The organism is Pseudomonas sp. ML2-2023-6, from assembly GCF_037055265.1.
GTDB lineage: Bacteria > Pseudomonadota > Gammaproteobacteria > Pseudomonadales > Pseudomonadaceae > Aquipseudomonas > Aquipseudomonas kulmbachensis.
In genome coordinates this window covers 2,312,752-2,338,755 of record NZ_CP146347.1, presented here as the reverse complement: position 1 = coordinate 2,338,755, position 26,004 = coordinate 2,312,752, and the positions used below count along the sequence as shown (strand labels likewise).

24 protein-coding genes are annotated in these 26,004 nt (G+C 59.4%); 4 read left to right on the top strand and 20 right to left on the bottom strand.

All coding sequences use genetic code 11. From position 1 onward, the window contains the following. The first annotated feature begins 108 nt into the window (after positions 1 to 108). Positions 109 to 366, top strand: a complete 258-nt coding sequence (locus V6L79_RS10920) for a terminase (RefSeq protein ID WP_261741509.1) — start codon at positions 109 to 111, stop codon at positions 364 to 366. Here the strand turns inward: V6L79_RS10920 and V6L79_RS10915 are convergent, their stop codons facing one another. The 3 genes from V6L79_RS10915 to V6L79_RS10905 all read right to left on the bottom strand — a co-directional run bounded on the left by V6L79_RS10915 (position 367) and on the right by V6L79_RS10905 (position 2,316). Then, positions 367 to 1,164: an acyl-CoA thioesterase II gene (locus tag V6L79_RS10915; protein WP_261741508.1), complete on the bottom strand. Its 798-nt coding sequence runs from the start codon at positions 1,162 to 1,164 to the stop codon at positions 367 to 369. A 77-nt stretch (positions 1,165 to 1,241) separates the two neighbouring features. After that, entirely contained in the window at positions 1,242 to 2,009 is a 768-nt protein-coding gene (locus V6L79_RS10910) for a CHAD domain-containing protein (RefSeq protein ID WP_261741507.1), read from the bottom strand. Between the two features lie 28 nt (positions 2,010 to 2,037). Next, positions 2,038 to 2,316 (bottom strand): hypothetical protein, encoded by a 279-nt coding sequence (locus V6L79_RS10905; protein ID WP_261741506.1) that lies wholly within the window; start codon positions 2,314 to 2,316, stop codon positions 2,038 to 2,040. Positions 2,317 to 2,661: 345 nt separating this feature from the next. On the opposite strand from V6L79_RS10905, the gene V6L79_RS10900 reads away from it, so the two are divergent. Continuing rightward, positions 2,662 to 3,711, top strand: a complete 1,050-nt coding sequence (locus tag V6L79_RS10900) for a patatin-like phospholipase family protein (protein ID WP_321836052.1) — start codon at positions 2,662 to 2,664, stop codon at positions 3,709 to 3,711. Here the strand turns inward: V6L79_RS10900 and V6L79_RS10895 are convergent. From V6L79_RS10895 to V6L79_RS10860, 8 genes are all read right to left on the bottom strand, one after another. Then, entirely contained in the window at positions 3,678 to 4,379 is a 702-nt protein-coding gene (locus V6L79_RS10895; RefSeq protein WP_321836051.1) for a response regulator, read from the bottom strand. The two genes, V6L79_RS10900 and V6L79_RS10895, sit on opposite strands and share 34 nt — an antisense overlap. Before the next feature lie 36 nt (positions 4,380 to 4,415). Next, positions 4,416 to 7,082, bottom strand: coding sequence for a sensor histidine kinase KdpD (locus V6L79_RS10890; protein WP_338580222.1), 2,667 nt, complete (start codon positions 7,080 to 7,082; stop codon positions 4,416 to 4,418). 142 nt (positions 7,083 to 7,224) lie between these two features. After that, positions 7,225 to 7,776 (bottom strand): potassium-transporting ATPase subunit KdpC, encoded by a 552-nt coding sequence (kdpC, locus tag V6L79_RS10885; protein WP_261741502.1) that lies wholly within the window; start codon positions 7,774 to 7,776, stop codon positions 7,225 to 7,227. An 18-nt stretch (positions 7,777 to 7,794) separates the two neighbouring features. Then, positions 7,795 to 9,867: a potassium-transporting ATPase subunit KdpB gene (gene kdpB, locus V6L79_RS10880; protein WP_261741501.1), complete on the bottom strand. Its 2,073-nt coding sequence runs from the start codon at positions 9,865 to 9,867 to the stop codon at positions 7,795 to 7,797. 10 nt (positions 9,868 to 9,877) lie between these two features. Beyond that, on the bottom strand, positions 9,878 to 11,572 hold the full coding sequence (gene kdpA, locus V6L79_RS10875; RefSeq protein ID WP_261741500.1) for a potassium-transporting ATPase subunit KdpA: 1,695 nt from the start codon (positions 11,570 to 11,572) through the stop codon (positions 9,878 to 9,880). An 8-nt stretch (positions 11,573 to 11,580) separates the two neighbouring features. Continuing rightward, complete coding sequence (kdpF, locus tag V6L79_RS10870) at positions 11,581 to 11,670, bottom strand: K(+)-transporting ATPase subunit F (protein WP_048358668.1); 90 nt, start codon at positions 11,668 to 11,670, stop codon at positions 11,581 to 11,583. Between the two features lie 172 nt (positions 11,671 to 11,842). After that, positions 11,843 to 13,075, bottom strand: coding sequence for a hypothetical protein (locus V6L79_RS10865; protein ID WP_261741499.1), 1,233 nt, complete (start codon positions 13,073 to 13,075; stop codon positions 11,843 to 11,845). Positions 13,076 to 13,103: 28 nt separating this feature from the next. Further along, positions 13,104 to 13,553, bottom strand: a complete 450-nt coding sequence (locus V6L79_RS10860) for a YcgN family cysteine cluster protein (protein ID WP_016780096.1) — start codon at positions 13,551 to 13,553, stop codon at positions 13,104 to 13,106. A 155-nt stretch (positions 13,554 to 13,708) separates the two neighbouring features. Here V6L79_RS10860 and V6L79_RS10855 point away from each other — a divergent pair, with 155 nt between their 5' ends. Further along, complete coding sequence (locus V6L79_RS10855) at positions 13,709 to 14,302, top strand: nitroreductase family protein (protein WP_261741498.1); 594 nt, start codon at positions 13,709 to 13,711, stop codon at positions 14,300 to 14,302. Between the two features lie 107 nt (positions 14,303 to 14,409). Here the strand turns inward: V6L79_RS10855 and V6L79_RS10850 are convergent, their stop codons facing one another. From V6L79_RS10850 to rnd, 3 genes are all read right to left on the bottom strand, one after another. Next, positions 14,410 to 15,342: a D-2-hydroxyacid dehydrogenase gene (locus V6L79_RS10850; protein ID WP_261741497.1), complete on the bottom strand. Its 933-nt coding sequence runs from the start codon at positions 15,340 to 15,342 to the stop codon at positions 14,410 to 14,412. Positions 15,343 to 15,468: 126 nt separating this feature from the next. Further along, positions 15,469 to 15,762, bottom strand: coding sequence for a YcgL domain-containing protein (locus V6L79_RS10845; protein ID WP_261741496.1), 294 nt, complete (start codon positions 15,760 to 15,762; stop codon positions 15,469 to 15,471). Continuing rightward, positions 15,759 to 16,892, bottom strand: a complete 1,134-nt coding sequence (rnd, locus tag V6L79_RS10840) for a ribonuclease D (RefSeq protein WP_261741495.1) — start codon at positions 16,890 to 16,892, stop codon at positions 15,759 to 15,761. The genes V6L79_RS10845 and rnd overlap by 4 nt, the downstream gene beginning before the upstream one ends. Before the next feature lie 254 nt (positions 16,893 to 17,146). On the opposite strand from rnd, the gene ampC reads away from it, so the two are divergent. Beyond that, on the top strand, positions 17,147 to 18,307 hold the full coding sequence (gene ampC, locus V6L79_RS10835) for a class C beta-lactamase (RefSeq protein ID WP_405046632.1): 1,161 nt from the start codon (positions 17,147 to 17,149) through the stop codon (positions 18,305 to 18,307). Here ampC and V6L79_RS10830 read toward each other — a convergent pair. The 6 genes from V6L79_RS10830 to V6L79_RS10805 form a co-directional block, all read right to left on the bottom strand. Beyond that, complete coding sequence (locus V6L79_RS10830) at positions 18,304 to 18,954, bottom strand: class I SAM-dependent methyltransferase (protein ID WP_338580221.1); 651 nt, start codon at positions 18,952 to 18,954, stop codon at positions 18,304 to 18,306. The genes ampC and V6L79_RS10830 overlap by 4 nt on opposite strands. Positions 18,955 to 19,224: 270 nt before the next feature. Then, complete coding sequence (locus tag V6L79_RS10825; RefSeq protein WP_321836706.1) at positions 19,225 to 20,604, bottom strand: glutamine synthetase family protein; 1,380 nt, start codon at positions 20,602 to 20,604, stop codon at positions 19,225 to 19,227. A 381-nt stretch (positions 20,605 to 20,985) separates the two neighbouring features. After that, complete coding sequence (locus tag V6L79_RS10820; protein WP_338580220.1) at positions 20,986 to 22,443, bottom strand: cytochrome c; 1,458 nt, start codon at positions 22,441 to 22,443, stop codon at positions 20,986 to 20,988. A 3-nt stretch (positions 22,444 to 22,446) separates the two neighbouring features. Then, positions 22,447 to 24,036 carry a GMC family oxidoreductase gene (locus V6L79_RS10815; protein WP_261741491.1) on the bottom strand — a complete coding sequence of 530 codons (1,590 nt, stop codon included), beginning with the start codon at positions 24,034 to 24,036 and terminating at the stop codon, positions 22,447 to 22,449. 14 nt (positions 24,037 to 24,050) lie between these two features. Next, complete coding sequence (locus V6L79_RS10810; RefSeq protein ID WP_338580219.1) at positions 24,051 to 24,587, bottom strand: sugar dehydrogenase complex small subunit; 537 nt, start codon at positions 24,585 to 24,587, stop codon at positions 24,051 to 24,053. A 240-nt stretch (positions 24,588 to 24,827) separates the two neighbouring features. Then, a complete protein-coding gene (locus V6L79_RS10805; RefSeq protein WP_261741489.1) occupies positions 24,828 to 25,982 on the bottom strand; it encodes an iron-containing alcohol dehydrogenase in 1,155 nt (384 codons plus the stop codon). Between the last annotated feature and the right edge of the window lie 22 nt (positions 25,983 to 26,004).

Sequence of the window (26,004 nt, the reverse complement as noted above, 5' to 3'; positions counted from 1 at the left end):
CAGCTATAAGGCCAATAGCCATTGTTGATTCGCCGCACGCGACTCGCAGCTCTATCCTTTGTTTATCCGGTTCAGCCAAGGCTGAGCCCTCGAACAAGGAGAGCAATCATGGGCAAACGTCATCCAAACATACCGGCCTGGCAATGGCGCTCCAACCCACAGAGCCATCAGAGCACCACGCATCAGGCGATCAATCTGATCGCCATGCCGATGCTGGTGATAGCCTTTCTACTGCTGGTTTCGGGGGTGTTCAGTGAGAACGCAACGAGCGCAGTGATCGGCCTGGTTGCCTTGTTTGCGGCGCTGGCTCTGCAACACCAGGGCCGCAAGCTCGAAGCCGCGCCGCGCAACAGCGAAAAGTTCTGATCAACCAAACACGGCCACTGTCTGGCGGCTGATCGCAATAAGCTCACCACTAGGAGCCCACAGATTGGCCGCCACGTGGCCGTAACCGTCACGGGCATGTTCGATGACGGCCAGGTATTTGCACCACTCCAGGGTGCTGGCCGTGGGCAGCGGCTGCACGAACTCGATGGTCCAGGTCAGCGTGCTGCCTGCAGTCGGCTTGTTCAGCAGCGGCAGCAGAGCAGGTGGCCAGGTATCGACCAGTGCCAGCAAATGGGTTTCAGTCAGGGGTTCGTCCGGGACCTCACCGGCTAGACGTACCCAACCGCCCATTTCTCGCGTTCCGCGACCGGTGAAAGGCAGAGCACCGACAGCCCAGGCCATGGACATATGCCGCATGAATTCAGGGGTAACGCCCTTGATGTAGGGCAACAACGGGCACTCTGCCGGGGCTTTCATCTCAGGGGCGGGTACGCTGTCGACGCTCACTGCTGACTCCCGTGCCGCGCCAAAACTGCCTTGTACCAAGGTCACCACTTGACCATCCTGTATAGCGCGGCCCAATACCTGGCTGACGGCCTTGCCCTCGCGTAGCACCTCGACTTCAAATCGGATCGGCACATCCGCTGCCACCGGACCGACAAAACTCACCGCCAGCGAACGTAGCGCACGCTCTACAGAGATTTGGGCGCGCATGGCCTCGTACTGCAAGGCCACCACCAAGCCACCGAAGCTGGCACGTCCCTGGCCCCAGTCTGCCGGGATTGTCACGTCCAGTGGCGTCTTACGTACCGCCGCAACCAATTCGGAAAACTGCATGAGCACCTCAAAACAGAAAAATATGACGGAATACTACCCATCCACCTGACTGTGAACAGTGCTGTATCAGCCAAACATCAGGAGTGAAAGCACGCTGCAGTCAATTTTATCAGCGCCTTGTCAGCCCGTTTTTCTCCGTGTTCCAGGGTGGCCTGCCATTTCGCCACACAGGGTTGTAAATCGGCCTGTTGCCCGGCCTGCAGCAGCCATTGCCAAGCATCGTGCCATTCACCCAGCGCCTTTTGTGCAACTTTAAGGCGGGCCAAAACCAGCGGCGGCAATTGGTCCAGCTCAGGATAGGCCTCAGCCGCGTAGCGCACACGCTTGATCAGCAGCCTGACGCGATGGCGATCGTGGCCCGGATCATTGAGGGCTTTTTCCAGGGTTTGCCACTGCTTTTTCAGCACCTTTTCGATCCGCTGGCGCAAACCGCGCAGCATGCCTTCACGTTGTGCGGCACGCAGAAAACGCGGGAACACGTCGAGGATCATCAGCAGTTGCGCCAACTGTTCACTGTCGGCCACCAGGGCATAACTGCCAGACAATTGATCCACGCGCCTTTGTGCCTGCATCGGATAGCCTTGCTCCTGCAAATGCGCCGCCAGCACTTCAAGGTCGCGCAAGGGCGTAGTCAGGGCGCCCACTTGGGAAGCTGACATCTCCAGCTGCACCACGCCCGGCAAACCACGCAGTGGCCGCAACAGGCTGCGCAAACGGCGCACTGTGGTGCGCAGGTCATGCAGGGCCTCCGGGTCCGTGTCGGCCGCCAGACGCGCCTGGCAGGCCAGCAACCTGACCTCCAGACGCACAATATTTACAACTATCCGGTCAACCAGCTCAGACATCCTTACCCTCCTTCATTGCCGATACGGCTCAACGCCCGGCGCGGGACTCACGAATATAGAAACGTGCTTTCTGGGATTTAATCGTACAGCCCTCAAACGCTTCAAATTGCTGCTGAGTTTTAGCTGCGGTCAGCAAGGACAAAGCCTTGGAGTAGCTGACAGTACCTGCAAAGCCTTCAGCCTTGGCCAGATCCAGCTCATGCCAGGCCGCGTCCAGATTCGTTGCGCACGTGTCGCGGTAAGCTTTAGTTCCCGCACAACCTGCCAACGCCAGCGCAATCAACGGCACACAAATCCATGCTTTCATGGTGTTTCCCTCGGAAATTAAAGTTCAGTGCAGTCTCAGACGAGCAACCCGCATAAAAGTGCCACAACGCAAAGATCAAAAAAACCTTTCACCTTGCCTCATTGCTGTTTTATCGATCGAGTGGTGTGTGGGAGCGAGCCTGCTCGCGAAGGCATCAAGACACCGCAGTTAACCAATAAGCACGCGGTATCGCTGACGACCTTGGCGAGCAGCCTCGCTCCCACCAATTTAAAAGAACAACATTACGTACCTAGCCTAGCTTGAGGATACGAGTTCATCCTCAAAGCTGTCACTGAGCCTCACAAAAAGGCATTGTGGGCACTTGTCAGTGCGAAGGTTCGGTTCATGAAAAAACGTATTGCATTGGTATTGGGCTCCGGTGGCGCCCGGGGCTATGCCCATATTGGCGTGATTGAAGAGCTTGAAAGCCGCGGCTATGACATCGCCTGTATCGCCGGTTGCTCCATGGGCGCCGTGGTGGGCGGGATTTACGCTGCCGGCAAGCTTGATCTGTATCGCGACTGGATTCAAAGCCTGGACTATCTCGATGTACTGCGCCTGGTGGACGTCAGCTTTCGGCTGGGCGCGATTCGCGGCGAGAAAGTCTTCGGCCAAATCCGCAATATCGTCGGCGAAATCAATATCGAAGACCTGCGCATTCCGTACACCGCCGTGGCCACCGACCTTACCCATCAGCAGGAAATCTGGTTTCAGGAAGGCTGCCTGCACCAGGCCATGCGCGCCTCGGCGGCCATTCCCAGCCTCTTCACCCCAGTGATGCAAGGCAACCGCATGCTGGTCGATGGCGGCCTGCTGAACCCTTTGCCTATCGTGCCGGTGGTCTCCAGCCATTGCGACCTGATCGTTGCGGTCAACCTCAATTCAACCAACCAGAGCAACTACCAACTGCCCGTCATCCAGCGGCCTGCGGCCTTTAAAGGGCGCTTTGACAACCTGATGAGCTCGCTGGGCTCGCACATACCGTTTCGCAACAAACACGCCGAGCAACTGCTCAACCTGGAGCAGGAACTGCTCAATCCGTTGAGCGAGCCCCTGGAACAGGAGCCGACCAACCCCTGGCTTGAATCAACCCAACCGGCGCGAAAGCCCACTGGGGAAGGTTCGCCCAAGTCCGCGACCGGCTCATTTATCATCGACAACGTCGGCCCGGCCTCACTGCTGGACTTGATCAACCAGAGTTTCGAGGTGATGCAAACCTCATTGGCGCAATACAAGATTGCCGGTTACCCGCCCGACATCCTGATCAACGTACCCAAGCGCGTGTGCCGATTCTTCGAGTTTTATAAAGCCCCGGAGCTGATCGCTCTTGGGCGCCAGATTGCCAAAGACACTCTGGACCGTTACGAAAGCGAAGACGGCTCCAGCAACCGATAACCGACCCCGGCTTCGGTGGCGATAAACCGGGGCCGGGTCGGGTCATCCGCCAGCTTCTGACGCAAATGCGCAACGACGATCCGCAAGTAATGGCTGTTCTCGATATGGGTCGGCCCCCAGATATCCTTGAGCAATTGCTGCTGCGTGACGACGCGCCCGGGATGGCGCGCCAATTGCGCCAGCACCGCATACTCCTTGCGAGTCAGTGCCACCTCGACGCCATCGAGCAACACCCGGCGAAAGGCCAGGTCCACGATCAACGGGCCAAGCTCCAGCGCCGACTCCTGTGCCTCCCCGGCAGGAGCCTGACGCAGCAACGCCCGAATCCGCGCCAGAAATTCCTGAATCCCGAAGGGTTTGGTCACGTAGTCGTTGGCCCCGCCGTCCAGCGCCTGGACTTTTTGCGCTTCGCTGGCGCGTACCGAGAGCACCAGCACCGGCACGTTGGACCATTCGCGAAATTCACGCAGCACCTGTTGCCCGTCCATGTCCGGCAAGCCCAGATCCAGCACCAGCACATCGGGGCGCTTAAGCGCCGCCTGGCTCAAGCCTTCGGCACCGGTCGCGGCTTCCAGCACGGTGTAACCCTGGGATACCAGGCTGATCCGCAAGAACTTACGGATCTGCGGCTCGTCGTCGATGACCAAAATGGTCGCGCTCTGGCTCATGGCATCTTTTCGCAGCAAAGTGATGGCCAAAGATTATCACTGTTCACCGTCCGGCCCTTCATTGTCCAGGTCGGGCTGATCGCGTAACGGCAGGTACAAGGTGATGCATGTGCCCTGCCCGCCAATGCCCTCGCCAACAGTGATCCGCCCACCATGGGCACCCACCATGCCCAGACAGATTGCCAGCCCCAATCCCGTGCCCTGTCCGCCTCTATCGCCTCGGGCAGCGGTGTAGAACATGTCGAAAATTCGCGCCCGATCTTCTTCGGGGATGCCCGGCCCTTGGTCACTGACGGCAAACCACAGTTCCCCCTCGTCCGCCCCGGCCGACAGTTGCAATTGGCCATGAGGTGGTGAAAAACGCGCGGCGTTTTCCAGCACATTGACCAGCGCCTGCTCAATTAATGCGCCGTGCACGTGCAGCAGCGGCAATTGCGCAGGCACATCCACAGCCACCTGCAAGGGCGCCAGCACTGCCCGCAGACGGTTCAAGGCGCTGCCCGCAATGTCGGCCGGCGATACCCAGTCACGGGCCAGCTTCAATGCGCCGTGGCCTAGCCGGGTCATGTCTAAAAGGTTCTGGATATAACGATCCAGACGCTCGGCCTCATCGCGGGTGCCTTCAAGCAAATCGCGCCGGTCAGCCAAAGGGATCGCTTCGCCCAACGCCAGCAAGGTGTCGATACTGCCGCGCATGGTGGTCAACGGGGTCCGCAGGTCATGGGACACTGACGCCAGCAGCGCACTGCGCAACTGCTCGGTTTCGCCATGCAGGCGCGCAGCTTCAAGGTCCTGGACCAAACGCGCACGGGCCAATGCCTGGGCCAGGGGCTGGCTCAACGCCATAAGCAAGCGCCGACGCTGACCGACAAGCTGCTGCCCCTGTTTCGGGCATACGCCGAGCAAGGCCAGCGGCCCCTCCTCGGCGCTTATCGGCCACCACCACCAACGCCCCATCGGTAACGTGCCGGTGCCCTTGCCCGCAGGCTGGTCATGGGCCCAAGCCCAGTCCGCAGCAGCGCGCTCGGCTTCGGAAAACTGTAATGGGCCACCCGTTTCGACGTCCCAGCCACCCGCCTCATTACGATTGAGCAGGCACACATCAAGCTCTTTCCAGCCGCTCAAATGTTGCCCGGCAGCATTGACCACGGCTTTGCGGTCGGTGGCGGCAGTGAGCTTGCGCGACAGATCGAGCAGCTCGGTGGTTTCATGCTGGGTGTCGCGCAGAGCCTGCAACTGCCGACGCTGGCGAGCCGCCAGATTACCGGTCAGCGCCGCCATCAGCAGAAAGAACACCAACGTCAGCACATCTTCTTCGCGCTGAATGCTGAACGAGAAATTGGGCGGAATAAACAGGAAGTCATAGGCCAAAAACGACATCGCCGCACAGGCCAGCGATGGCCCCAGGCTGCTGCGAACCGCGACCAGCAGCACCGCCGCCAGAAACACCAGCGAGATATTGGGCAGCGCCAGCACGCTGGACACCCCCCACGCCAGGGCACTGGCCAGTACCGTGGCAATCAGCGCCAGGCCATAGTCAAACCACACCAGCCTGATTTCACTGCGACTGCTGGTTGGCGTGGGGGATTGCTCGTTGTCGAGCACGTTGATTTCCAGACCGTGGGCATCGCGCAACAAGCGCGCTGCCAGCCCGCCACCGAACACGCGGCGGCGCCAGGTCAACCGTGACTGGCCGACCAGCAGCAAGCTGGCACGACGTTCGCTGGCGTGCTGGATCAGGGTTTTGGCCACTTCACCGGCACGCAGCAACACCACTTCGCCGCCAAGGCGCTCAGCCAATTGCTGAGCACTCTGCAGGCGCAAGCGCGATTGCTCATCGCGCACCGTGCCGTTATCGACATGCACCAGGCTCCAGGGTAAATGCCGACGCTCCGCGACCCGGCTGGCGTGACGCACCAGGCGCTCGGCATGCACATCGCCATCGATCCCCACCAGCAAGCGGCCCCGCAGTGCAGGCGCCGATTGCCCCTGCTGGCGGTAGCCTTTGTCCAGTTCATCGTCGACATACACCGCCGCCGTCTGCATGGCCAATTCGCGCAGGGCGTTGAGGTTGGTCTGGCTGAAAAACGCATCGATCGCCGCCCGCGCCTGCTCCGGCACATACACCTTGCCCTCGCGCAGACGCTCCAGCAGTTCACGGGGAGGCAGGTCGATCAGCAACAGCTCGTAGGCTTCCTGCACGATCCAGTCCGGCAGGGTTTCACGCACTTGCACACCGGTAATACCGCGCACCTGATCGTTAAGGCTCTCCAGATGCTGAACGTTGACCGTGGTGTACACGTCGATTCCGGCGGCAAGCAGTTCCTGCACATCCTGCCAGCGCTTGGCATGCCGGCTACCAGGAGCGTTGCTGTGTGCCAGCTCATCGACCAGTACCAGCGTGGGTTTGGCCGCGAGCAAACCGTCGAGGTCCATTTCTTCGAGCTGCACGCCGCGATATTCCGAGCGCAACATTGGTTGCTGGGGCAAACCGTTGAGCAGCGCTTCGGTCTCCGCCCGGCCATGGGTTTCAACCACCCCCGCCAATACCTCCACACCCTGACGCAGTTGGGTGTGGGCGGCTTGCAGCATGGCGTAGGTTTTGCCCACACCGGGTGCCGCGCCAAGGAACACTTTAAGCCGACCACGGCCTGCGCGTGGCAAATCAGCTAACAGCGCATCGGCGCGCACGGAATGACTCATGTGATTTTCCTGTAAATCAGGGGGAGGCATGACCTGTGGGAGCGGGCTTGCTCGCGATGGCAGCTACGCGGTCACTCTGATTCACCGCGCGGCCTGCATCGCGAGCAAGCTCGCTCCCACAAGATCAAGGTCAAGCTTGAAGTCAGTTGTTAAGCTGCGCCAATGCCTGGTTCAACAGCAACACGTTAACCACCGGTGGCCCCACCAACGGCTGCTCGATATGTTTTTCCACCAGCTGTTCGACGGTCTGCACCGGCAAGTTACGGGCTGCGGCTACGCGCACCAGTTGATAGCGTATTGCCTCTGGTGGCAAGTGCGGGTCCAACCCGCTGCCCGAGGTGGTCAGCAGCGCCAGGGGCACTGGGCCCTGATCGGGCACCGCGAGCTGGGCGGCGCTATCCTTGACCCGTGCAGCCAGCGCCGGGTTGCTCGGCGCCAGGTTACTCGCCGAACTGGCTACCGTGGCAAACGCCCCCGCAGAGGGCCGTGGATGAAACCAGCTGTCGCCACTGAAGTCCTGCGCGATCAGCGCCGAACCCAGTACCTTGCCAGTGCTGTCGCGCACCAGGCTGCCGTTGGCCTGTTCAGGGAAGGCCAGTTGCGCAATCCCGGTCACGGTCAGCGGGTAGATCACGCCGGTAATGGCGGTCATCAACAGCATCAGGCTCAGGGCCGGACGTAGAAAAGTAGTCATGGTGTAACCCTCCAATGCTTAAACCAGATGCAACGCGGTGAGCAGCATGTCGATCAGTTTGATCCCCACAAACGGCACCACCAGCCCACCCACGCCATAGATCAGCAGATTGCGACGCAGCAGGTGCGCGGCACTCGCCGCCTGTACCCGTACCCCGCGCAGCGCCAACGGAATCAGCACCACGATAATCAGCGCGTTAAACACGATGGCCGACAAAATCGCACTCTGCGGGCTGCTCAGGCGCATCACGTTCAGCACGCCCAACTGCGGGTAGATCGAAGCAAACAGCGCTGGCAGAACAGCAAAGTACTTGGCCACGTCGTTGGCAATCGAGAAGGTGGTCAATGCACCCCGGGTCACCAGCAGCTCTTTGCCGATTTGCACCACGTCCAGCAGCTTGGTCGGATCGCTGTCGAGGTCGACCATATTCGCCGCTTCGCGTGCCGCTTGGGTGCCGTCGTTCATCGCCATGCCGACGTCGGCCTGGGCCAGTGCCGGGGCGTCGTTGGCGCCATCGCCGCACATGGCAACCAGTCGCCCGTCATTTTGCTCATGACGAATACGCGCCAGTTTTTTCTCCGGCGTGGCTTCGGCCAGCACGTCATCCACACCCGCTTCTGCAGCAATTGCGGCGGCGGTCAGCGGGTTGTCGCCAGTCACCATCACGGTGCGAATCCCCAGCTTGCGCAACTCGGCAAAGCGCTCGCGAATCCCCGGTTTAACAACGTCCTTGAGGTGGATCGCGCCTAACAATTTGCCTTGGGCACACACCAGCAACGGGGTGCCGCCGCTCTGGGCGATCTTGTCGATTTCTCGCGACAAGGCAGGCAGCAGTTCGCCACGTGTAAGGCCAACAAACGCCAACACCGAATCCACAGCGCCCTTGCGGTACACCCGGCCGTCGTAGTCGATACCCGACAGGCGCGTTTCAGCGGTAAACGGCACCGCTGTAAAGTCAGACACTGGCAACTCGGGCAGGCTGTGCTGGCCGCGAATAAACTCAACGATGGACTTGCCTTCAGCCGTCTCGTCCGCCAGCGAGGCGCGCAGTGCGCCTTCGGCCAGCTCTTTGGCAGTCACACCAGTGGTTGCATACAGCGCCGTGCAGCGACGGTTACCAAAAGTGATGGTACCGGTCTTGTCGAGCATCAGCACATGCACATCACCGGCCGCCTCCACCGCACGTCCGGATTTGGCGATCACGTTGAGGCGCACCAGACGGTCCATCCCGGCAATACCGATGGCCGACAGCAAGCCGCCAATGGTGGTCGGGATCAACGTCACCAGCAGCGCCACCAAAAACACCAACGGCAAGCTGCCACCGGCGAAGTAGGCAAAAGGCTGCAAGGTCACGACCACGATCAAAAAGATCAGGGTCAAGCCAATCAACAGGATATCCAGCGCCACTTCGTTGGGTGTTTTCTGGCGTTTGGCGCCTTCGACCAAGGCGATCATGCGGTCCAGGGTCGACTCGCCGGGGTTGGCACTGATTTGCACAAGCAGCCAGTCACTCACCAGGCGCGTGTTGCCGGTCACCGCCGAGCGATCACCGCCCGACTCGCGGATCACCGGCGCGGATTCACCGGTAATCGCCGCTTCGTTGACCGCGGCAATCCCTTCAATCACCTCGCCGTCGCCGGGGATCATCTCCCCCGCCTCGACGCGCACCACATCACCCTTGCGCAAACGGGTGGCCGGTACGACTTCAAATCCACCCGTAGCGGTGCGCCGACGCGCACTCAGGCCCACGCTGCCCGCCTTGAGGCTGTCGGCCCGAGCTTTGCCTCGGCCCTCGGCCAGGGCTTCAGCAAAATTGGCGAATAACACGGTAAACCACAACCACAAGGCGATTTGCACCGCTACCCCAGTGGGCACCGCGGGCTCGGGAATAAAGCACAGCACAGTGGTAAAAATCGCGGTCAGCTCGACCACCAGCATCACCGGCGAACGCTTGAGCTGACGCGGGTCTAGCTTGACGAAAGCTTGCAGCAGCGCCGGGCGCCAAATATCGGCAAACGAGGTTTTCGGCGACTCGGGCGCCTTGGCTTCAGGCGTTGGCGTCAACTTTGAAACAGGAGCAGGCATAGTCATCATCGTCTCCTCAGAAGCCCAGTGTCAGTTGTTCGGCGATGGGGCCCAGGGCCAATGTCGGCAAGAAGGTCAGGCCGCCCACCAGCAAAATGGTTACGGTCAACAGCGCGACAAACAGCGGGCCGTGGGTCGGAAAACTGTCCTGGCCAATCGGTGCGGTTTTCTTCAGCGCCAGGCTGCCCGCCAGAGCCAGCACTGGCAGGATGTAGCCGAAACGCCCGATCAACATGCCCAGGCCCAACATCAGGTTGTAGAACGGCGTGTTGGCGTTGAGCCCGGCAAAGGCTGAGCCGTTGTTGGCACTGGCCGAGGTGAAGGCGTACAGCACCTGACTGAAACCGTGCGGGCCGGGGTTGCTCACCGAGGCCGCGGCACTGGGCAGCACCGCGGCAATCGAACCCAGCACCAGCACGCCCACTGGCATCACCAGCAGGGTCACCACCAGCAACTGGACTTCCTTGGCCTGGAGCTTTTTACCGAGGTATTCCGGGGTGCGGCCGATCATCAGACCGGCAAGGAACACCGCGACCAACACGTTCAGCAACATGCCGTAGAGCCCGGCACCAACGCCGCCGAAGATCACCTCACCAACCATCATGTTGACCAGTGCCACCATCCCGGTCAGTGGGTTGAGGCTGTCGTGCATCCCGTTCACCGAACCGTTGGAAGCCGAAGTCGTGGTTTCGGTCCAGAGCACTGTGCCGGTGGTGCCAAAGCGCACTTCCTTGCCTTCCAGCGGTGCAGTCTGTTCAACCAGCGGGCTGTTGAGCGCCGGGTTCGGTTGATATTCGGCGTACAGCGCGGTGCCGCCGCCGATCAGGAACAGCGCCAGCATGCAGGCAATGATCGCCCGGCTCTGACGCAGATCCTTGACGTAATGGCCGAAGGTGAACACCAGCGCCACCGGGATCAGAATGATCGAGGCCATTTCAAACAGGTTGCTCCAGGCGCTCGGGTTCTCGAACGGGTGCGCTGAGTTGACGCCGAAGAAGCCGCCACCGTTGGTGCCCAGTTGCTTGATCGCAATCTGGCTGGCAGCCGGGCCCAGCGGAATCACTTGATCCACGCCTTGCAAGGTCACAGCGTTGACGTAATGGGCGAAGGTTTGCGGAACGCCCTGCCAGACCAGAAACAGCGCCAATACCAGACACAACGGCAGCAGGCCGTAGAGCGTGGCACGGGTCATATCGACCCAGAAGTTGCCCAAGGTGTGCGCCGAACGACGGCTGATACCGCGGCATAACGCGACCAGCACGGCCAGACCGGTGGCGGCGCTGACAAAGTTCTGCACGGTCAGGCCGGCCATTTGGCTGAAGTAGCTCAGGCTCGCTTCACCGCTGTAGCTTTGCCAGTTGGTATTGGTGACAAAACTCACTGCGGTGTTGAAGGCTTGCGTCCACTCCTGCCCCGGCAACTGCTGCGGGTTAAGCGGCAAGTACTGCTGAAACAGCACAATTGCAAACAACAGCACAAAACCCGTCAGGTTAAAGGCCAGCAGGGCCAGGGTGTATTTCTGCCAGCTTTGCTCGGTCGCTGGGTCTACCCCGGCAATTCGATAGCAAACTTTTTCGACCGGCCCGAACACCGGGCTCAGCCAGGTACGCTGGCCTTCCATCACTTTGTAGTAAAAGCGCCCCAGCCAGGGTGCCGGTAGCAGCACCAAGGCGAAAAAGGCGAGGATCAGCCCATAGTCATAACTGTGCATACCCGCTCCTAGTTCCGATCTGCGCGCAACAGCGCAACCAGCAGATAAACGAACAGCGCCACTGCCAGCAGCAGCGACACTCCATCCAGAACGCCCATGGCAACTCTCCCAAAGCGGCACTTGCCGCGTATGGAGAGAGTGTGGGTAATCAGGGCGTAAAGGATCGAGATCGAGAGGGATGCGGGGGCGTAAAGAAGGCGTAAAGAAGCAGGGGGGGGGGAATCCGCAGCTGCCGAACGCAGCCTTCGTTCCTCGGCAGCTGCTACAACATCAGCGCAACAACGGCGTGTCCAGCACCTCGGAGGGACCCCCGAGCACGCTTTCGCTCAGTTGGATAAAACTCTGGGTATTGACCTTGTCCATGCGCATCAGGGCCTGGCTGACGTCATCCAGCGAGCGCTTGTTGTGGGTCTGTAAACGAATTTCACGGTCCAGCGCCTGCAACAGCGTGACAGCCCGAGCCACCACAGCCGGGCCTGCCTGCTGGCCGCGCAGGTGGGTAACGCTTTTACCAGCAGCATTGAGCTTGTGTTGCAAGGTCTGGTAACGCTCGTCACTCATGCCCCCTGCGCGACGCATCAATTCGATGCCGTAGTACTCGCTCAGGCCTTCGCCGATCCAGTCATGGCCCGGCTCGTCATTGATGCCACTGAACAACTGCACCACTTCGCGCAACAACGGGCTGGTGCCGCTCTCGCTGACCAGCGGCAAGCCGCTGTACAGGTAGATCGAATTGCGCCCCGCCGCACTGCCTTTCCACATCGGTCTGCCCGCTCCGACAATCAGCAGCTTGGGCGGGTTGCGCGGGAACACGGCCTGCACTTGCGGCCAGACAAACGTCAACAGGGTCAGCACATCCATGCGGTGCATGCCCTGCCCTTTGGGTGCGCTCACCGTGACTTCGGTTTCGCCCATAGTGGTACGGCGGCTACCCAGGTTGCCCGCGAGCATCCACCCGGTGGGCCGGTCGAACAGCCGCGAGACATCATCGATACGGAAGCGATTTTTGCCAATACGCGGCCAGGCGGTTTCAACACTTTTCCAGCCTTTGGGCAATTCGAACTCAAGGCGTGACACCAGTTCGACGCCGTCCTGCTGATCAAGGTTGGCGGGCGGGATCAGCTCTTCGCCGCGAAACAATGCCCAATCGGGAGTAATGCGGGCGTCAAACGTGCCGTTTTTGCGCGGCTGACTCAGACGCACTCGATAGCTCAGATTGGCCTTGCCCGGCGCGGGCCGCCACAAGCCGCGACTATGGGCCGGGTCGGCGGTCAGTTGCCATTGCCCGTCCGCCTTGAAATCGCTGTAGCTGCCCGGCGCCCCGAGATCAAAATCCAGGCTGCGCACGGCCGAACCCTCAGCCAGGGTCAGCCGCACCTCAGCCTGATCGGTTTGCGGCAACAGGCGTACGTGGTAGTTCAGATCGACTTTTTGCGCAGCCCACAGCGGGCCACTGGCCAGCAATAGCAGCAGGCCCAGGGGCAATTTGTAACGCAGCGGCATATTCACTCCTTGGCAACCGCTCCGGCACTTAACCGGCGCGGAAAATCAGATGATCTTCCCAGTCGTCTTCCGGCACGCTGCCTTCGGCGAGCATGCGCCCGGACTGCGAAATGCGTTCATGGTGCACCGCGTCCGGGTCGCCGCAGACCAAATGGTGCCAGAGCGGCAAATCCTTGCGTTCGCTCACCAGCCGGTAACCGCAGGTCGGCGGCAACCACTTGAACTCTTCGGCCTTGCCCGGCGACAGCTGAATGCAGTCCGGAACTGAATCACGACGGTTAGGATAGTCAGTGCACTGACAGGTTTTCAGATCGAGCAGCTTGCAGGCGATACGCGTGTAGTAAACGCTGTTGTCGTCTTCATCTTCGAGCTTTTGCAAACAGCACAACCCGCAGCCGTCGCACAGCGACTCCCATTCCTCTTGATCAAGTTGATCGAGGGTCTTGCGGATCCAGAACGGTTCAACTATTGCGGCCATGGCTCAAACATCAACATCAGGGAGTGGAAAAGGCCGCCAGTCTAGTGCCCAAGGCCCCGCGGGCCAAGCGCTAGTGACTGACGGTGTAACTGGACTTGTCACATTAAGGGCTTAACAGTAGCTTTGTGCCTGAAAATTCAACTCAGGAAAATCGAATGCCAGCTTCTAACCGCATTGCCGAACACCAAATCCATGAGCAATTCACCCAGCGTTGGTCGCCCCGTGCCTTTACTGATGCGACCATCGACAAAGCCACTCTGATGAGCTTTTTTGAAGCTGCTCGCTGGGCTCCGTCGGCCTACAACGCACAACCCTGGCGCTTTCTGTTCGCCCTGCGCGGTACTCCGGACTTTGACCGCTACCTGAACCTGCTGGTGGAATTCAACCAGGGTTGGGCCAAGCATGCGGCCGCATTGGTGGTGATCGTTTCCAAAACCACCTTCGCCGCACCGGGGACCACCGAAGAAAAACCCGCGCCGACCCACGCCTTTGACGCAGGCGCAGCCTGGGGTCACCTGGCACTGCAAGCGCACCTGAGCGGCTGGCATACCCACGGTATGAGCGGCCTGGATTTCGAACGGGCGCGCAAGGAGCTGAAAATCCCCGAGGGTTACGCGGTACAAGCCATGGTCGCCATCGGCAAAATCGGCGACAAGTCGAGCCTGGTGGACTACCTGCAAGCCAAGGAAGTACCAAGCCAGCGCGAACCGCTGAGCAAGCTGGTGGCTGAAGGCGATTTCAGCCTGTAAATGCAAGTCTTGTAGCCGCTACCGCAGGTTGCGATAAGGTCCGCAGGACCTTCGCTTTTAAAAGCAGGATCGCAGCCTGCGGCAGCGGCTACACATAGCTAGCGGTTTCAATACCCGCGATCGAAGTCCACTTCGCCACGCAGCGCTTCGCCCGCCTGAAACGCACGCAAGTTGTCGACAAACAACTGCACCATCATTGGCGGTGAAGTCGGCGCCGAGCTGTGACCGGTCAGCAGCAGGCCCCAGGCAGTCCAGAACGGATGCTTGGCCGGCAACGGTTCCTGACGGCACACGTCGATCACCGCCCCCGCCAGATGCCCCACTCGCAAAGCCTCGACCAGATCGGCATCGACCACGGCTACGCCGCGCCCGGCATTGATAAACACCGCATTCGGATTGAATTGCGCAAACAACTCTGCATCGTACACATCATGGGTGTCCGGGGTATTTGGCAGCAGATTGATCACGTAATCCACCTGCGCCACCAAACGCGGCAAGTCGCTTAACACCCCGACTTCCTTGAAAGGCGCCAGTTCACGCGGGGTATTGGCGATGGCATACAGCTCGACACCAAAAGGCAGCAGAAACTGCGCCACCGTCTGACCGATATCCCCGGCCCCGACAATTAGTACCTTGCGCCCTATCAGGCTCTGGCCCATGCGGTTGTCCCACTTGCGTTCGACCTGGCTGACCAGCCGGGCCATGACTTCACGCTCGTGGCCGAGCATGTAAGTCAAAACGTATTCGGCCATTACCTGGCCAAAAATACCTACCGCACGGGTCAGCCGATAATCACGATTCAGGCCTTGGGCCAATAACGGAGTGATCCCCGCCCAGGTCGACTGCAACCATTGAGGCTTGTGCCCCTGTCGCATCAGTGTCGCCAACAAGTCCGGCTGGCCAAGCCATACCGGGCACTCGCCAGCCATGCGCGACAGTTGCTCGGAGTCGCCGCTGGACTGCACCTCGAGATCCGGTGCCATGCGTTGCAAAAGTTGGGTGTAGAGCGGGTAGTCGTTCTCGGCAATCAGGACGCGCATGTTGCTAACCTTTCTAAAACACTGCCAGCACCCGCCGCCGAGGTTTGCCCCGTCGCGTTCGGCCACCGCCAATCAAAATGAGTCCGTTTGAGACAGGCGCCCGGAGCCGGGCACCTGGCGCTTCATTTACATCGGGTCGTTGCGACGCAACAACTCTTCGGGCAAGTGCTCGATGTATTCGTCTTCGGCCGGTGGCATTTGCAGGTGATAGCCCTGAGTCTCAAGGTTTTCCAGCACCTTGTTGATGTCTTCGCGAGACAGTGTGCGCTCAGGGGTAAGCACCAGATCAAAAGCGTGATGCGGCTTGCCGAAGGCGGCCAGCAGGCTTTCGGGCACGCGTTCCAGGGCATCGGCCTTGAGCACGTAGAGGTACATTTCGTTGCGTTTGAGGCTGCGGTAGATAGAGCAAATACGTTTCAAGACGGTTCTCCAGCGGTGGCCAGGCAATCGAGCAAGGCCTGGCCCATCAGCTCACGGCGCCAGCCGCGCAGTGATTCCGGCAATTGATAAGGGCCATTGGGGAAGCCACTTTTAAGCAGGGCTTCCAGGGTTTTCTTGCGTAGCATCAGTTCCGGCGCAATGTTCAGGCGCTCGGCTTCAGCCTGACCGATGGCACGCAGGCGCTTGATCAACAACGCCGCTTCAACCGGCAACGGCTCAGGCACAGCGGGCGGCCATTGTTCTGGCGGTAGACTGCCAGCACGCTTGATCAGATCAAGTAAAAACTCGCCATCCTGACGCACGGTGCGCGGGTGCATATCTTCGATACGCGCCAGCGCGACCAGGTTGTCAGGCTGCGTTTTGGCCAAAGGCCATAACGCATGCTCACGTATAACCCGATTACGCGGCAGGTCACGGGCACGGGCCTGGTGCTCGCGCCATGCGCAAATTTCACGCAGCACAGCCAACTGGTCCCTTGAGAGCTTCCACGCCAACTTCGCGTCGCGGTACACCTCGTTCGGGTCTACTTCACGGCGCAGGTTGGCAACCAGCTCAGCACCATCGTCCAGCACCCAGCTGTACTTCTCGGCCGACAGGCGCGGATACAGCAACTTGTAGACTTCAGCCAGATGCAGGGCATCTTCGGCGGCGTAGCTGATCTGGGTTTCAGACAACGGACGCTGAAGCCAGTCAGAGCGGGTTTCGCCTTTGGGCAGGTCGATATCCAGCACTTCCTTGACCAGGCGCGAGTAGCCCATCGAGAAGCCCAGGTTCAGGTAGGCGGCGGCCAGTTGAGTATCGAACAACGGCACCGGCAAGCTGGCGGTCAGGCGCAGCAAAACCTCAAGATCTTCGCTGCATGCATGCAGCACTTTGACGACCGACGGGTTTTCCATCAGATCAGCCAATGGCTGCCAGTTGTCGATGGTCAACGGGTCGATCAGGTAAGCCCGTGTGCCGTCGCCAATCTGGATCAGGCCGGCAATCGGGTAAAAGGTGTCGACCCGCATAAATTCGGTGTCGAGGGCTACGAACGGCAAATGTTGCCATTCGGCGCAATGTTGGCCGAGGCTATCGTTGTCGCGAATCCAGTGAATATCGATGGCCACACGGCTCTCCCTTGAAGAATGGCGCGCAGTATATATCGTCGTCAGGGATTTCCGGACATTGACTCGTCATGTTGTGCGCGAAAAAACCTACGAGGTTTAGATCTAAAACCTGCATCCACATACCGTTTTTGTGTGTAGGTTGCCCGGAGCCTCGACACACAAATTTTGTTACAACACATAATGTGACAAGCCGGAGAGGTCACTGCGTGAGGACACGAGTAGATTTGCGCCCTATAAAAACCGAGGATGACCCAATGCACATGTCCCGCAAGTTGTCAGGTATTGCTCTCTCGCTGGTAGGCTTCTGTGCCTTTGGCAATGTGGCCCTGGCCCAAACTCCAGAATCCAAACTCGACACCGTGGTGCAAAACGGCGCCAAACAGGTGATGCAGCAACACGCGGTGCCCGGCTTGGCCATCGCCGTCAGCGTCAATGGCAAACAACGTTTCTACAATTTTGGCGTGGCATCACAAACGACCAAAGCGCCCGTAACCCCCGACACGCTGTTTGAAGTCGGCTCCATCAGCAAGGTGTTTACCGCCACCCTGGCCACCTATGCCCAAGCCAAGGGCCAGCTTTCACTGGCAGACACAGTTGCCAAGTACGAACCCGAACTTCAGGGCACGCCCTTTGGCAAGATTACGCTGACCCATCTGGCCACCCACACGGCTGGCGGCTTCCCTTTGCAGGTCCCGGACAGCGTACAGAACGAACGCCAACTGATGGACTACCTCAAAGCCTGGAAGCCTGTGTACCCGACGGGCACCCAACGCAGCTATGCCAACCCCAGTATCGGCATGCTCGGCATGATTGCCGCCAAGAGCATGAACCTGCCCTTTACCCAGGCCATGGAACAGCAATTGTTCCCACAACTTGGGCTTAAAAGCAGTTACTACACAGTACCCGCAAGCAAAATGGGGCTATATGCCCAAGGCTATAACAAACAGGGCGAACCGGTCAGGCTCAACCCTGGAGTGCTCGGCAACGAAGCCTACGGCGTGAAGACCACTACCCGCGACCTGATCCACTTTACCGAGTTGAACATGGGCCAGGGCGAGGCCAGTCCGCTTGTGCGTCGCGCATTGGCTGACACACACGCGGGTTACTTCCAAGTAGGCCCGATGATTCAGGACCTGATCTGGGAGCAGTATCCTTACCCCGTCGAACTCAAGTCGCTGCTGGTGGGCAACTCAAACAAAATGGCTTACGAGAATAATGATGCCATTGCCCTGAACCCTGTCCTAGCGCCCCAGCAAGCGGTATGGATCAACAAGACCGGTTCGACCAATGGCTTTGGTGCCTACGCGGTCTTCGTGCCATCCGAACAAAAGGCGATCATCATCCTGGCCAACAAAAACTACCCCAACGACGCTCGGGTCGAATTGGCGTACGAGATCTTGAAAGCCCTGAATTAAGTGTCTTTGCGCAAGATATAGATGCTGCCCATGTCACAACCGGGCAGCACCTCGTTCTGCTTGAAAATGTTGAAACCCGCCAGCGCAAACTGACTTTCAATCTCGCTCTTGCTCACCACGATGGGTTGCGGCTCTTCGATCCGCGCTGCTGCACGACCAATCGGTACTGACAGGATCAAGCTGTCACGGCTGACCCGGTGAAGCTCACGCAAAATGGCCAGTCGATGGTCGCTGTCTCGCACATGGTGGAACAGCTGCATGCAAAAAATGCAGTCCACCGCGTTTGCGGACATGTCGATGGAGAAAACTGAGCTTTGAAACAGCTTGATCCGCGCCAGCAGGCTCGCCGCGTGATGAGTCTGCGCATGATTGAGCATGGATTGCGAAGAGTCGCAGGCCAGAATGACCCGATTGCCGTGCTCGGCCAAAACCGGCCAGAACCGGCCTGCACCGCAAGCCAGATCCAGTACCAACCCAGGTTCACCTGCGACCTTCAGCGCACGGCGAACCAGACGCTTTTCGCGCCACAACGCCAACCTGCGAACAAACCCTTGGGGCTGTGCTTGCAGGCAAACCTTCGCATGCTCGCGGTCATAACGCTCGGCGAACTCAAGCTCAATATGGGTGGAAGGTGGCTGCGATGACATGGCCCGCGAACTCTTGTGTTTGATGATGATCGGCTCAGAGGTTAACGCGGCACCAGTGAAAAAATTGTCACAGAAGCATGAAAAACAAAGGGATCAGGAGCATCCCGTAGCAGCTGCCGAAGGAACGAGGCTGCGTTCGAGCGCGCAGCGCTCGCGAAATCAGACCCTGCGGTGTGCAAGTCACATCCAGCTCTCTGGGTTTACGACTGCTACGCAGCCGAACGCAGCCTCGTTCCTTCGGCAGCTGCTACGGGGGCTCCTGATCTGGATTTACGCCTGCTGCAAATACCAGCGCCAGTCCTGCTCGCCGACCTCGCCCATAAATTGTCGGTACTCGGAGTTTTTCACCGCCAGGTACACCTTCAAAAACTCTGGCCCGAAGGCCTCTTTGGCCCATACCGAACCTTGCAGCGCGCGCAAGGTGGTTAGCCAGTCGGTCGGCAGCATTTCGCTGGCCTGGGCATAGCCATTGCCTTCAATCGGCGCCCCCGGATCGAGCTGCTCACGAATACCGCGATGAATCCCGGCCAGAATCGCGGCGGCAGCCAGGTAGGGGTTGGCGTCGGCGCCACAAATCCGGTGTTCGATATGCCGCGAGAACGCCGGGCCTCCCGGCACTCGTAAGCTCACCGTACGGTTGTCCACACCCCAGGTCGCGGCCAACGGCGCATAGCTGTTGCTCTGAAAACGGCGATAAGAGTTGGCATTGGGGCAAAACATCAGCAACGAGTCGAGCAAAGTACTGAGCATCCCGCCCACCGCCTGCCTGAGCAGCGGCGTGCCGTCCGGCGCTTCGCTGGCGAACAGGTTATTGCCGTCTTTATCGGCCAGGCTCACATGCATATGCATGCCGGTGCCAGCCAAGTCATCAAACGGTTTGGCCATAAAACAGGCGACCATCCCGTGCTTGTGCGCTACGCCCTTGACCAGACGCTTGTAGCGCACCGCTTCGTCCATCGCCTGCAAGGCATCGCTGCGATGTTCCAGGGTGATCTCCACCTGCCCCGGCGCGTATTCGGAAATCGCCGTGCGCGCCGGAATCCCCTGCAGCTTGCAGGCACTGTACAAATCGGCCAAAAACGGCTCGATCTGCTCCAGCTCCCGCAGCCCGTACACCTGGGTCGCCCGCGGGCGCTGACCATCGGCATCGCGCGCTGGCTGCGGCCGCCCGTTACTGTCGCGCTGCTGATCGAGCAGGTAAAACTCCAGCTCGGCAGCCATCACCGGGTAGTAACCGTCCGCCTTGAGCCCGTCGATCACCTTGGCCAACAAGTGCCGAGGGTCGGCCACGGTCGCGGGCATGCCCTGCTGCGGATGCATGCTGACTTGCACTGCCGCCGTTGGGATCAGGCGCCACGGCATGCGTTGCAAACTGCCACTGATCGGGTAGGCACGGCAGTCGATATCGCCCACGTCCCATACCAGTCCGGTGTTTTCCACATCATCGCCATTGATGCTCAAGCCCAGAATCGTGCTCGGCAGCGGCCGCCCACTCTCGTAGACCGCCAGCAGTTCATCACGGTGCAACAACTTGCCGCGGGGCACGCCGTTGTTGTCGATGATAAACAGCTCGAACATCTCGATATCCGGGTTCAGTTCCAGAAAATTCAGGGCTTCTTGTAGCGGGGCAAACGCGGTCGTGGCACTCATGACAATACTCGTAGAATTCATATCAGGCAGGCGCACCCTTCCGGGCACAGACAATCAAGACTTAACAGGAAATACGAGCATCCGGCGGGCGGGCATGGCGGCAATGGAACAGGGCCCAAAAGGCCAGCCCAGAAGGCAGGCACGGCACACGCCGCACGGCTGGAGCGCGCGACGGCCATGGGTACTGAATTCTGATCAGACCAAGCCTCATACCTGCAACCGTTGCCAAAAAGGGAACCCAGCCTCACATGGCTGAGCAGGTTGTTTAAATGCAGGCTTTCATACCTTTGGTTACACCTGCGCTAAACATTAGAATCTCTTTACTTTGTTGCAAAATCTGTGGGAGCGCCGGTCGGCGCTCCCACTAGGGGCCAGGTCAGCTCAACGGGAGTGGAAACGCCGGTTCAGGGCGATCTTCTTGGCCTCAATGGCCCGCACACGCCTGCGTTTGCTGCGCACTACCAAGGCCCAAACGATCAAAACCAACAGCAGTAAGCCCCCGCCCCACATCACGTAAGGCATTGCCGTTACCAACAACGGTGCATCACCACCACGACGCCATTTGGCTACAGTTTGCTCATCCACACTGAGCAGCGGATTACCAAAGCGTTGCAGGCTGTAGTTGGCGATGGCGGCAATTTGCTGATCGTTCAGGTCATCACCCAAGGCGGGCATGTTGACCTCAAGGTCGGCACCTTTGCGGTCGATGCCTTCGATGATCGCCATCACCAGATTGTTGGCATGCTGGCCGGTCAAGGCGCTGTTTTGGCTCAACGAAGGGTAGAACGCATCAACGGTGCCCTGCCCGTCTCGCCCGTGGCAACTGGCGCAGGCCGAGTTGTAAAGGCGTGCGCCGTCGGTTTCGCTGGCGTCTACCAACGAGGTCTGATCGCCCTGCCCCGTTTCGAGGGTGGTCATGTCAATCGGCGTCACCTCGCGCGGATGGCTGGCCACATGATTACCGGTGGCAATCGCCGGAACGGTTTTCAGGTAGCTCGCCATGGCTTGCAGATCATCGTCGGTCAAAAAGCGTAGGCTGTGCTCTACCGCTTCAGCCATGCCACCCGCCGCTTGCGCCTTGTTAGTGACGTGGCCGTTTTTCAGGAAGCCCACCAGTTCATCAGCGCTCCAACTGCCCACGCCCGTGGCTTTATCGGACGTGATATTCGGCGCAATCCAGCCACCCAGCTCCGCACCGGACAGATAACGGCTGTTGTCCTCGGCCATCAACGCATTGCGCGGGGTGTGGCAGGCGCCACAGTGCGCAAGGTTGTCGACCAGATACTGACCACGTACCTGCTGAGCATCGGCTCCGGCTTCAGGAACAAAGCCCTGGGTATCGAGAAACAGCAGGTTCCAGCCAAACATCAAGGGCCGAAGATTGAACGGAAACGCCAGTTGCGTCGGTTCCACCGGGATGTCGACCGCTTTCACACCCTGCTGCAGGTATACATACAGCGCATGAATGTCTGCATCGCTCATACCCTGATAAGAGGTATATGGCATAGCCGGGTAAAGATTCTGACCCTTGGCGTTAACCCCCTTGCGCACGGCGTCCGCCAGCTGTTGCTCGGTGTAATCGCCAATGCCATAGGCCTTGGAAGGCGTGATGTTGCTGGAGATGATCCGGCCCATCGGCGAGTCGATGGCATACCCGCCGGAAAGGGCTGCACCGCCCTTTTCCACGGTACGGTGACAAGCGGCGCAGTCGGCAGCTCGCGCCACGTACTCGCCTTGCTTGACTAACGCAGCGTTGTCTTCAACCGCCCAGACCGACAACGACGCAAACAGCCCGCACAGGGCAACCAGACCACGCAAACGTGAGATTTGAACGTTCATGGCTCAGACCTCCCGCGCAATGATGTCGGCCAGGCGAATGCTCAACGCCACCCCGGTCAACGTCGGGTTAATAGTGCCTGAAGCCGGTATCACCCCGGTGGTGGCCAAAAACAGGTTGGGATGATCGAACGTGCGGCATTCATGATTGACCACCGAATCTTTGGCATCGCTGCCCATGATCACGGTGCCCATCAAATGGTCGCGGTTCTGCCAGCCGGTGTTGTCCTCCACCACCGTGCCGCCCATGATTTTCACGAAGTCGGCGTAGTCGGCGTCCACGCCAGGCTTGGCCGCTTTAACGTAGTCATCCACTTCGTAGTTGACCACCATCATCGGAATGCCCAGGGCATCGGTGCGGGTGGTGCTCGGGCGAATGGTATTGGTCGCCAGCGGTAATGTTTCGTACACCGTCGACACATCGACCCAGCGCGCCGCATCGTGGCGAATACGCTCGTCCAGCTCCTTGCCGAAAACGCCCTGCTCGATCAAACGCTGGGCCACCGCCATGTTCGGTACATTGTTGGCAAAAGCATGTTTAACCGACGCCCGTTCCTTGCGAAATTCACCGTCGCGACGGTTGAAAATCCCGCCTTGTTGCACTGCCCCTCGGCCCGGCCATACCGGTTCATCGGCCAAAAACTGCAAACCTTGCCCAGTGTGGTCCATCAGGTTGCGACCCACTTGGTCGGAGGAGTTGGCCACGTCCGAGATCAACAACAGCTTGGGGGTTTCCAGGCCATTGGCAGCCACCACAAAGTACTTGGCGGTCAGGCGTACATCGTCGCCTTTGGAACTGCGGTAATGCACGGCCACAATCTTGCCGCCTTCGCCCTTTTCCAACTTGTAGGCAGTGGCATCGGTCAACAGCTTCGCGCCCGCCTGTTGCGCGTGTTTGGCATGCACATCGCCGCTGTACATCGCGCCAATCGGACACACCGGCATGCAGTTGTTATTGCCGCTGCACGCCGGGCGACCGTCATAAGGCGTGGTGGCGCGGCCATTGGGTTCATGCAAAAACACATAACCTGCAGGCGCCAGACGCGCACGCAGGCGCTGGAACAAATAGGTATCGCCTTCAGGCGGCATCGGATACGGCGTCGAGCGTGGCGGGAATGCCTCACCGTCGTGCCCGCTTTGATCCTGGGTATCGCTGCCACATACGCCCAGCGCCACTTCGGCCCGTGCGTAATAAGGTTCCAGTTCGCTGTACTCCATCGGCCAATCGCGGCCTACCCCGTACAGGGTTTTAAGCTTCATGTCGTTTGGCAGATAGCGCCAGCAGGCCGCCGCCCAATGCCAGGTAGTACCACCCACCAGCTTTAACATGCCCGGACGAAATTCAAACGAACCGGTGTTCTCAATGTACTGCTCATCGTAGGAGTTACGCGCCCACGGCTCATTCGGATACGGCGAGTTGTAGTTACTTTTATTCGACGAATTGCGAAAGTTTTCGACGATCTTCCAACGGGGAATATGCTCACCCGCTTCCAGAATAATCACCGACTTGCCGTGCTTGGCGAGTTCAAACGCTGCGTTGCTGCCCAAGGCTCCGGACCCAACAACAATGACATCAGCATCAAAGACCTGATTCATGGGTACCCCTTGTATTAATCATTAGCGACGGTGGACGGCGGGTTAACCCAATAGTTGGTGTGCCCCCGCGAATACGTTGGAATAACCGTGGCATCCAGGGTCGGCGTATACGCCAACGCACCGGTGAAGGTGACCAACTTGGTATCGTCCACGGCGCGCATGCTGACCGGCGTGCCGGTGTAACCCAAGTACCAGGCGCGGACAATTTTTTGCACCGTGTCCTTGTGCGCCTGGGTCTGATAAACCGGGCTGGCACTCAGCTGGCCCACGCGGCTCAAACCTTGTTGCGCAATGCTGCCCCACAGCGCTTTCATCTTGTCGGGGAACAATGGATCAGCCTCGGTACAACGGGCCAGAACCCGCAGAGTCAGGCTCGGGTCCAGCGCCTCTCGCTCGGTGAGAAACAGCGACAGTTGGTGCAGTTGTTCGACATCGTTACTGGCGGCATTGTGGACTTGCTGCGCCAGTGCCGAGCCTACCCAAGTAGAGGAAAGAAGGCCGGCACCGGTAATAGCAGCGCCTGAAAACAGTAACTTTCTGCGAGATATCACATAGATCTCCTTGATTGCCAAAAATAAAGGCGTAGTGCCTAGACCTTCGGAAAATCAGGTTGTTACAAAGAATGTATGAAACATCCTACAGAGATTATCTATGTGCCTGCATGAATAACGGCTTGGAACAACTTTTTTAGAACTTTCCTGGCCGAAGTTACAAACAAGAAGTATTCACAACCCGTAAAGACGTCGATGCCTGAACAGCAATCAAGTCTCTACAGAGGCGCGAAATGACCTTTAAAAAACACTCCGGTAAATCGCCTCCACGTCTTGTTCATTCATATCCCGCGGGTTGCTGTCGATCAGGCGACGAATGCCCACCACCACTTCGCTCGCCATCACCTGCAGTGAGTCTTCATCGACATTCAAATTGGACAGGCGCTGCTCCAGGCCGCTGTTCTTGACCAGACCTTCAATCGCCTGGACAAACGCTTCGGCGGCGCTCGCCTCATCTACAAAATGTTCACCCGGCAGCAGATACGCCGCCAGCTCCGCGTATTGGCGTTGAGCGTTGGCCAGATTGAAACGGATCACCGGGGCCATGACCAGAGCATTTGCATGGCCGTGAGGTATATGAAAGCGGGCGCCCAGTGGATAGGCCAGTGCATGGATCGCCGCCACCGATGCATTGACGAACGCCATACCGGCCATCAACGAGCCTTGCAGCATGGCGCTGCGGGCTGGCAGATCCTGGCCGTTGGCCAACACCTTGGGCAGGTTAGCCCCGAGTAACGCCAGGGCCGCCGTGGCAAGACCATCAGAAATCGGGTTTTTGCGCGTCCGGCTGGTATAGGCCTCGATGGCGTGAACCATGGCGTCCAGCCCGGTGGCCGCTGTGACTTTCGCGGGCAGGCCGAGGGTCAGTAGCGGGTCGAGCAGCGCCACGTCCGGCAGCAATTGAGGCGAATAAACCGCCTGCTTGCGCTGCTGCGCATCGGTAATCACCGAGACCCAGGTCACTTCCGAACCGGTGCCCGAGGTGGTGGGCATCAACACCAGCGGTGTGCGCTTACCCTGGGCTTTATCGGTGCCGTACAGTTGTTCCAGCGATTGCTCGCTGTTGATCAGCAATGCCACCAGTTTGGCTGCATCCAGTGAGCTGCCGCCGCCCAACCCCAGTACGCCATCAACCTTGAACTCTTGCGCCTGCTTGACCGCCAGTTCAACCACCGCCGAGGACGGGTCGGGCGCCACCTGATCAAACACAGACACTGCGCAACCCGCAGCTTCCAGCACCTCCTGCGCCCTACCGGCAAAGCCCAGGCTGACAATCCCCGGATCGCATACCAGCATCACGCGTTGTGCACCCAGGCCTCTAAATACGTAGCCAACTTCCTGTAGTGCACCAGCCTCACAGACAATGCGTGGCACACTTCTGAATTCATGGTTCATGACTAACTCCTGTAGTGAGGCT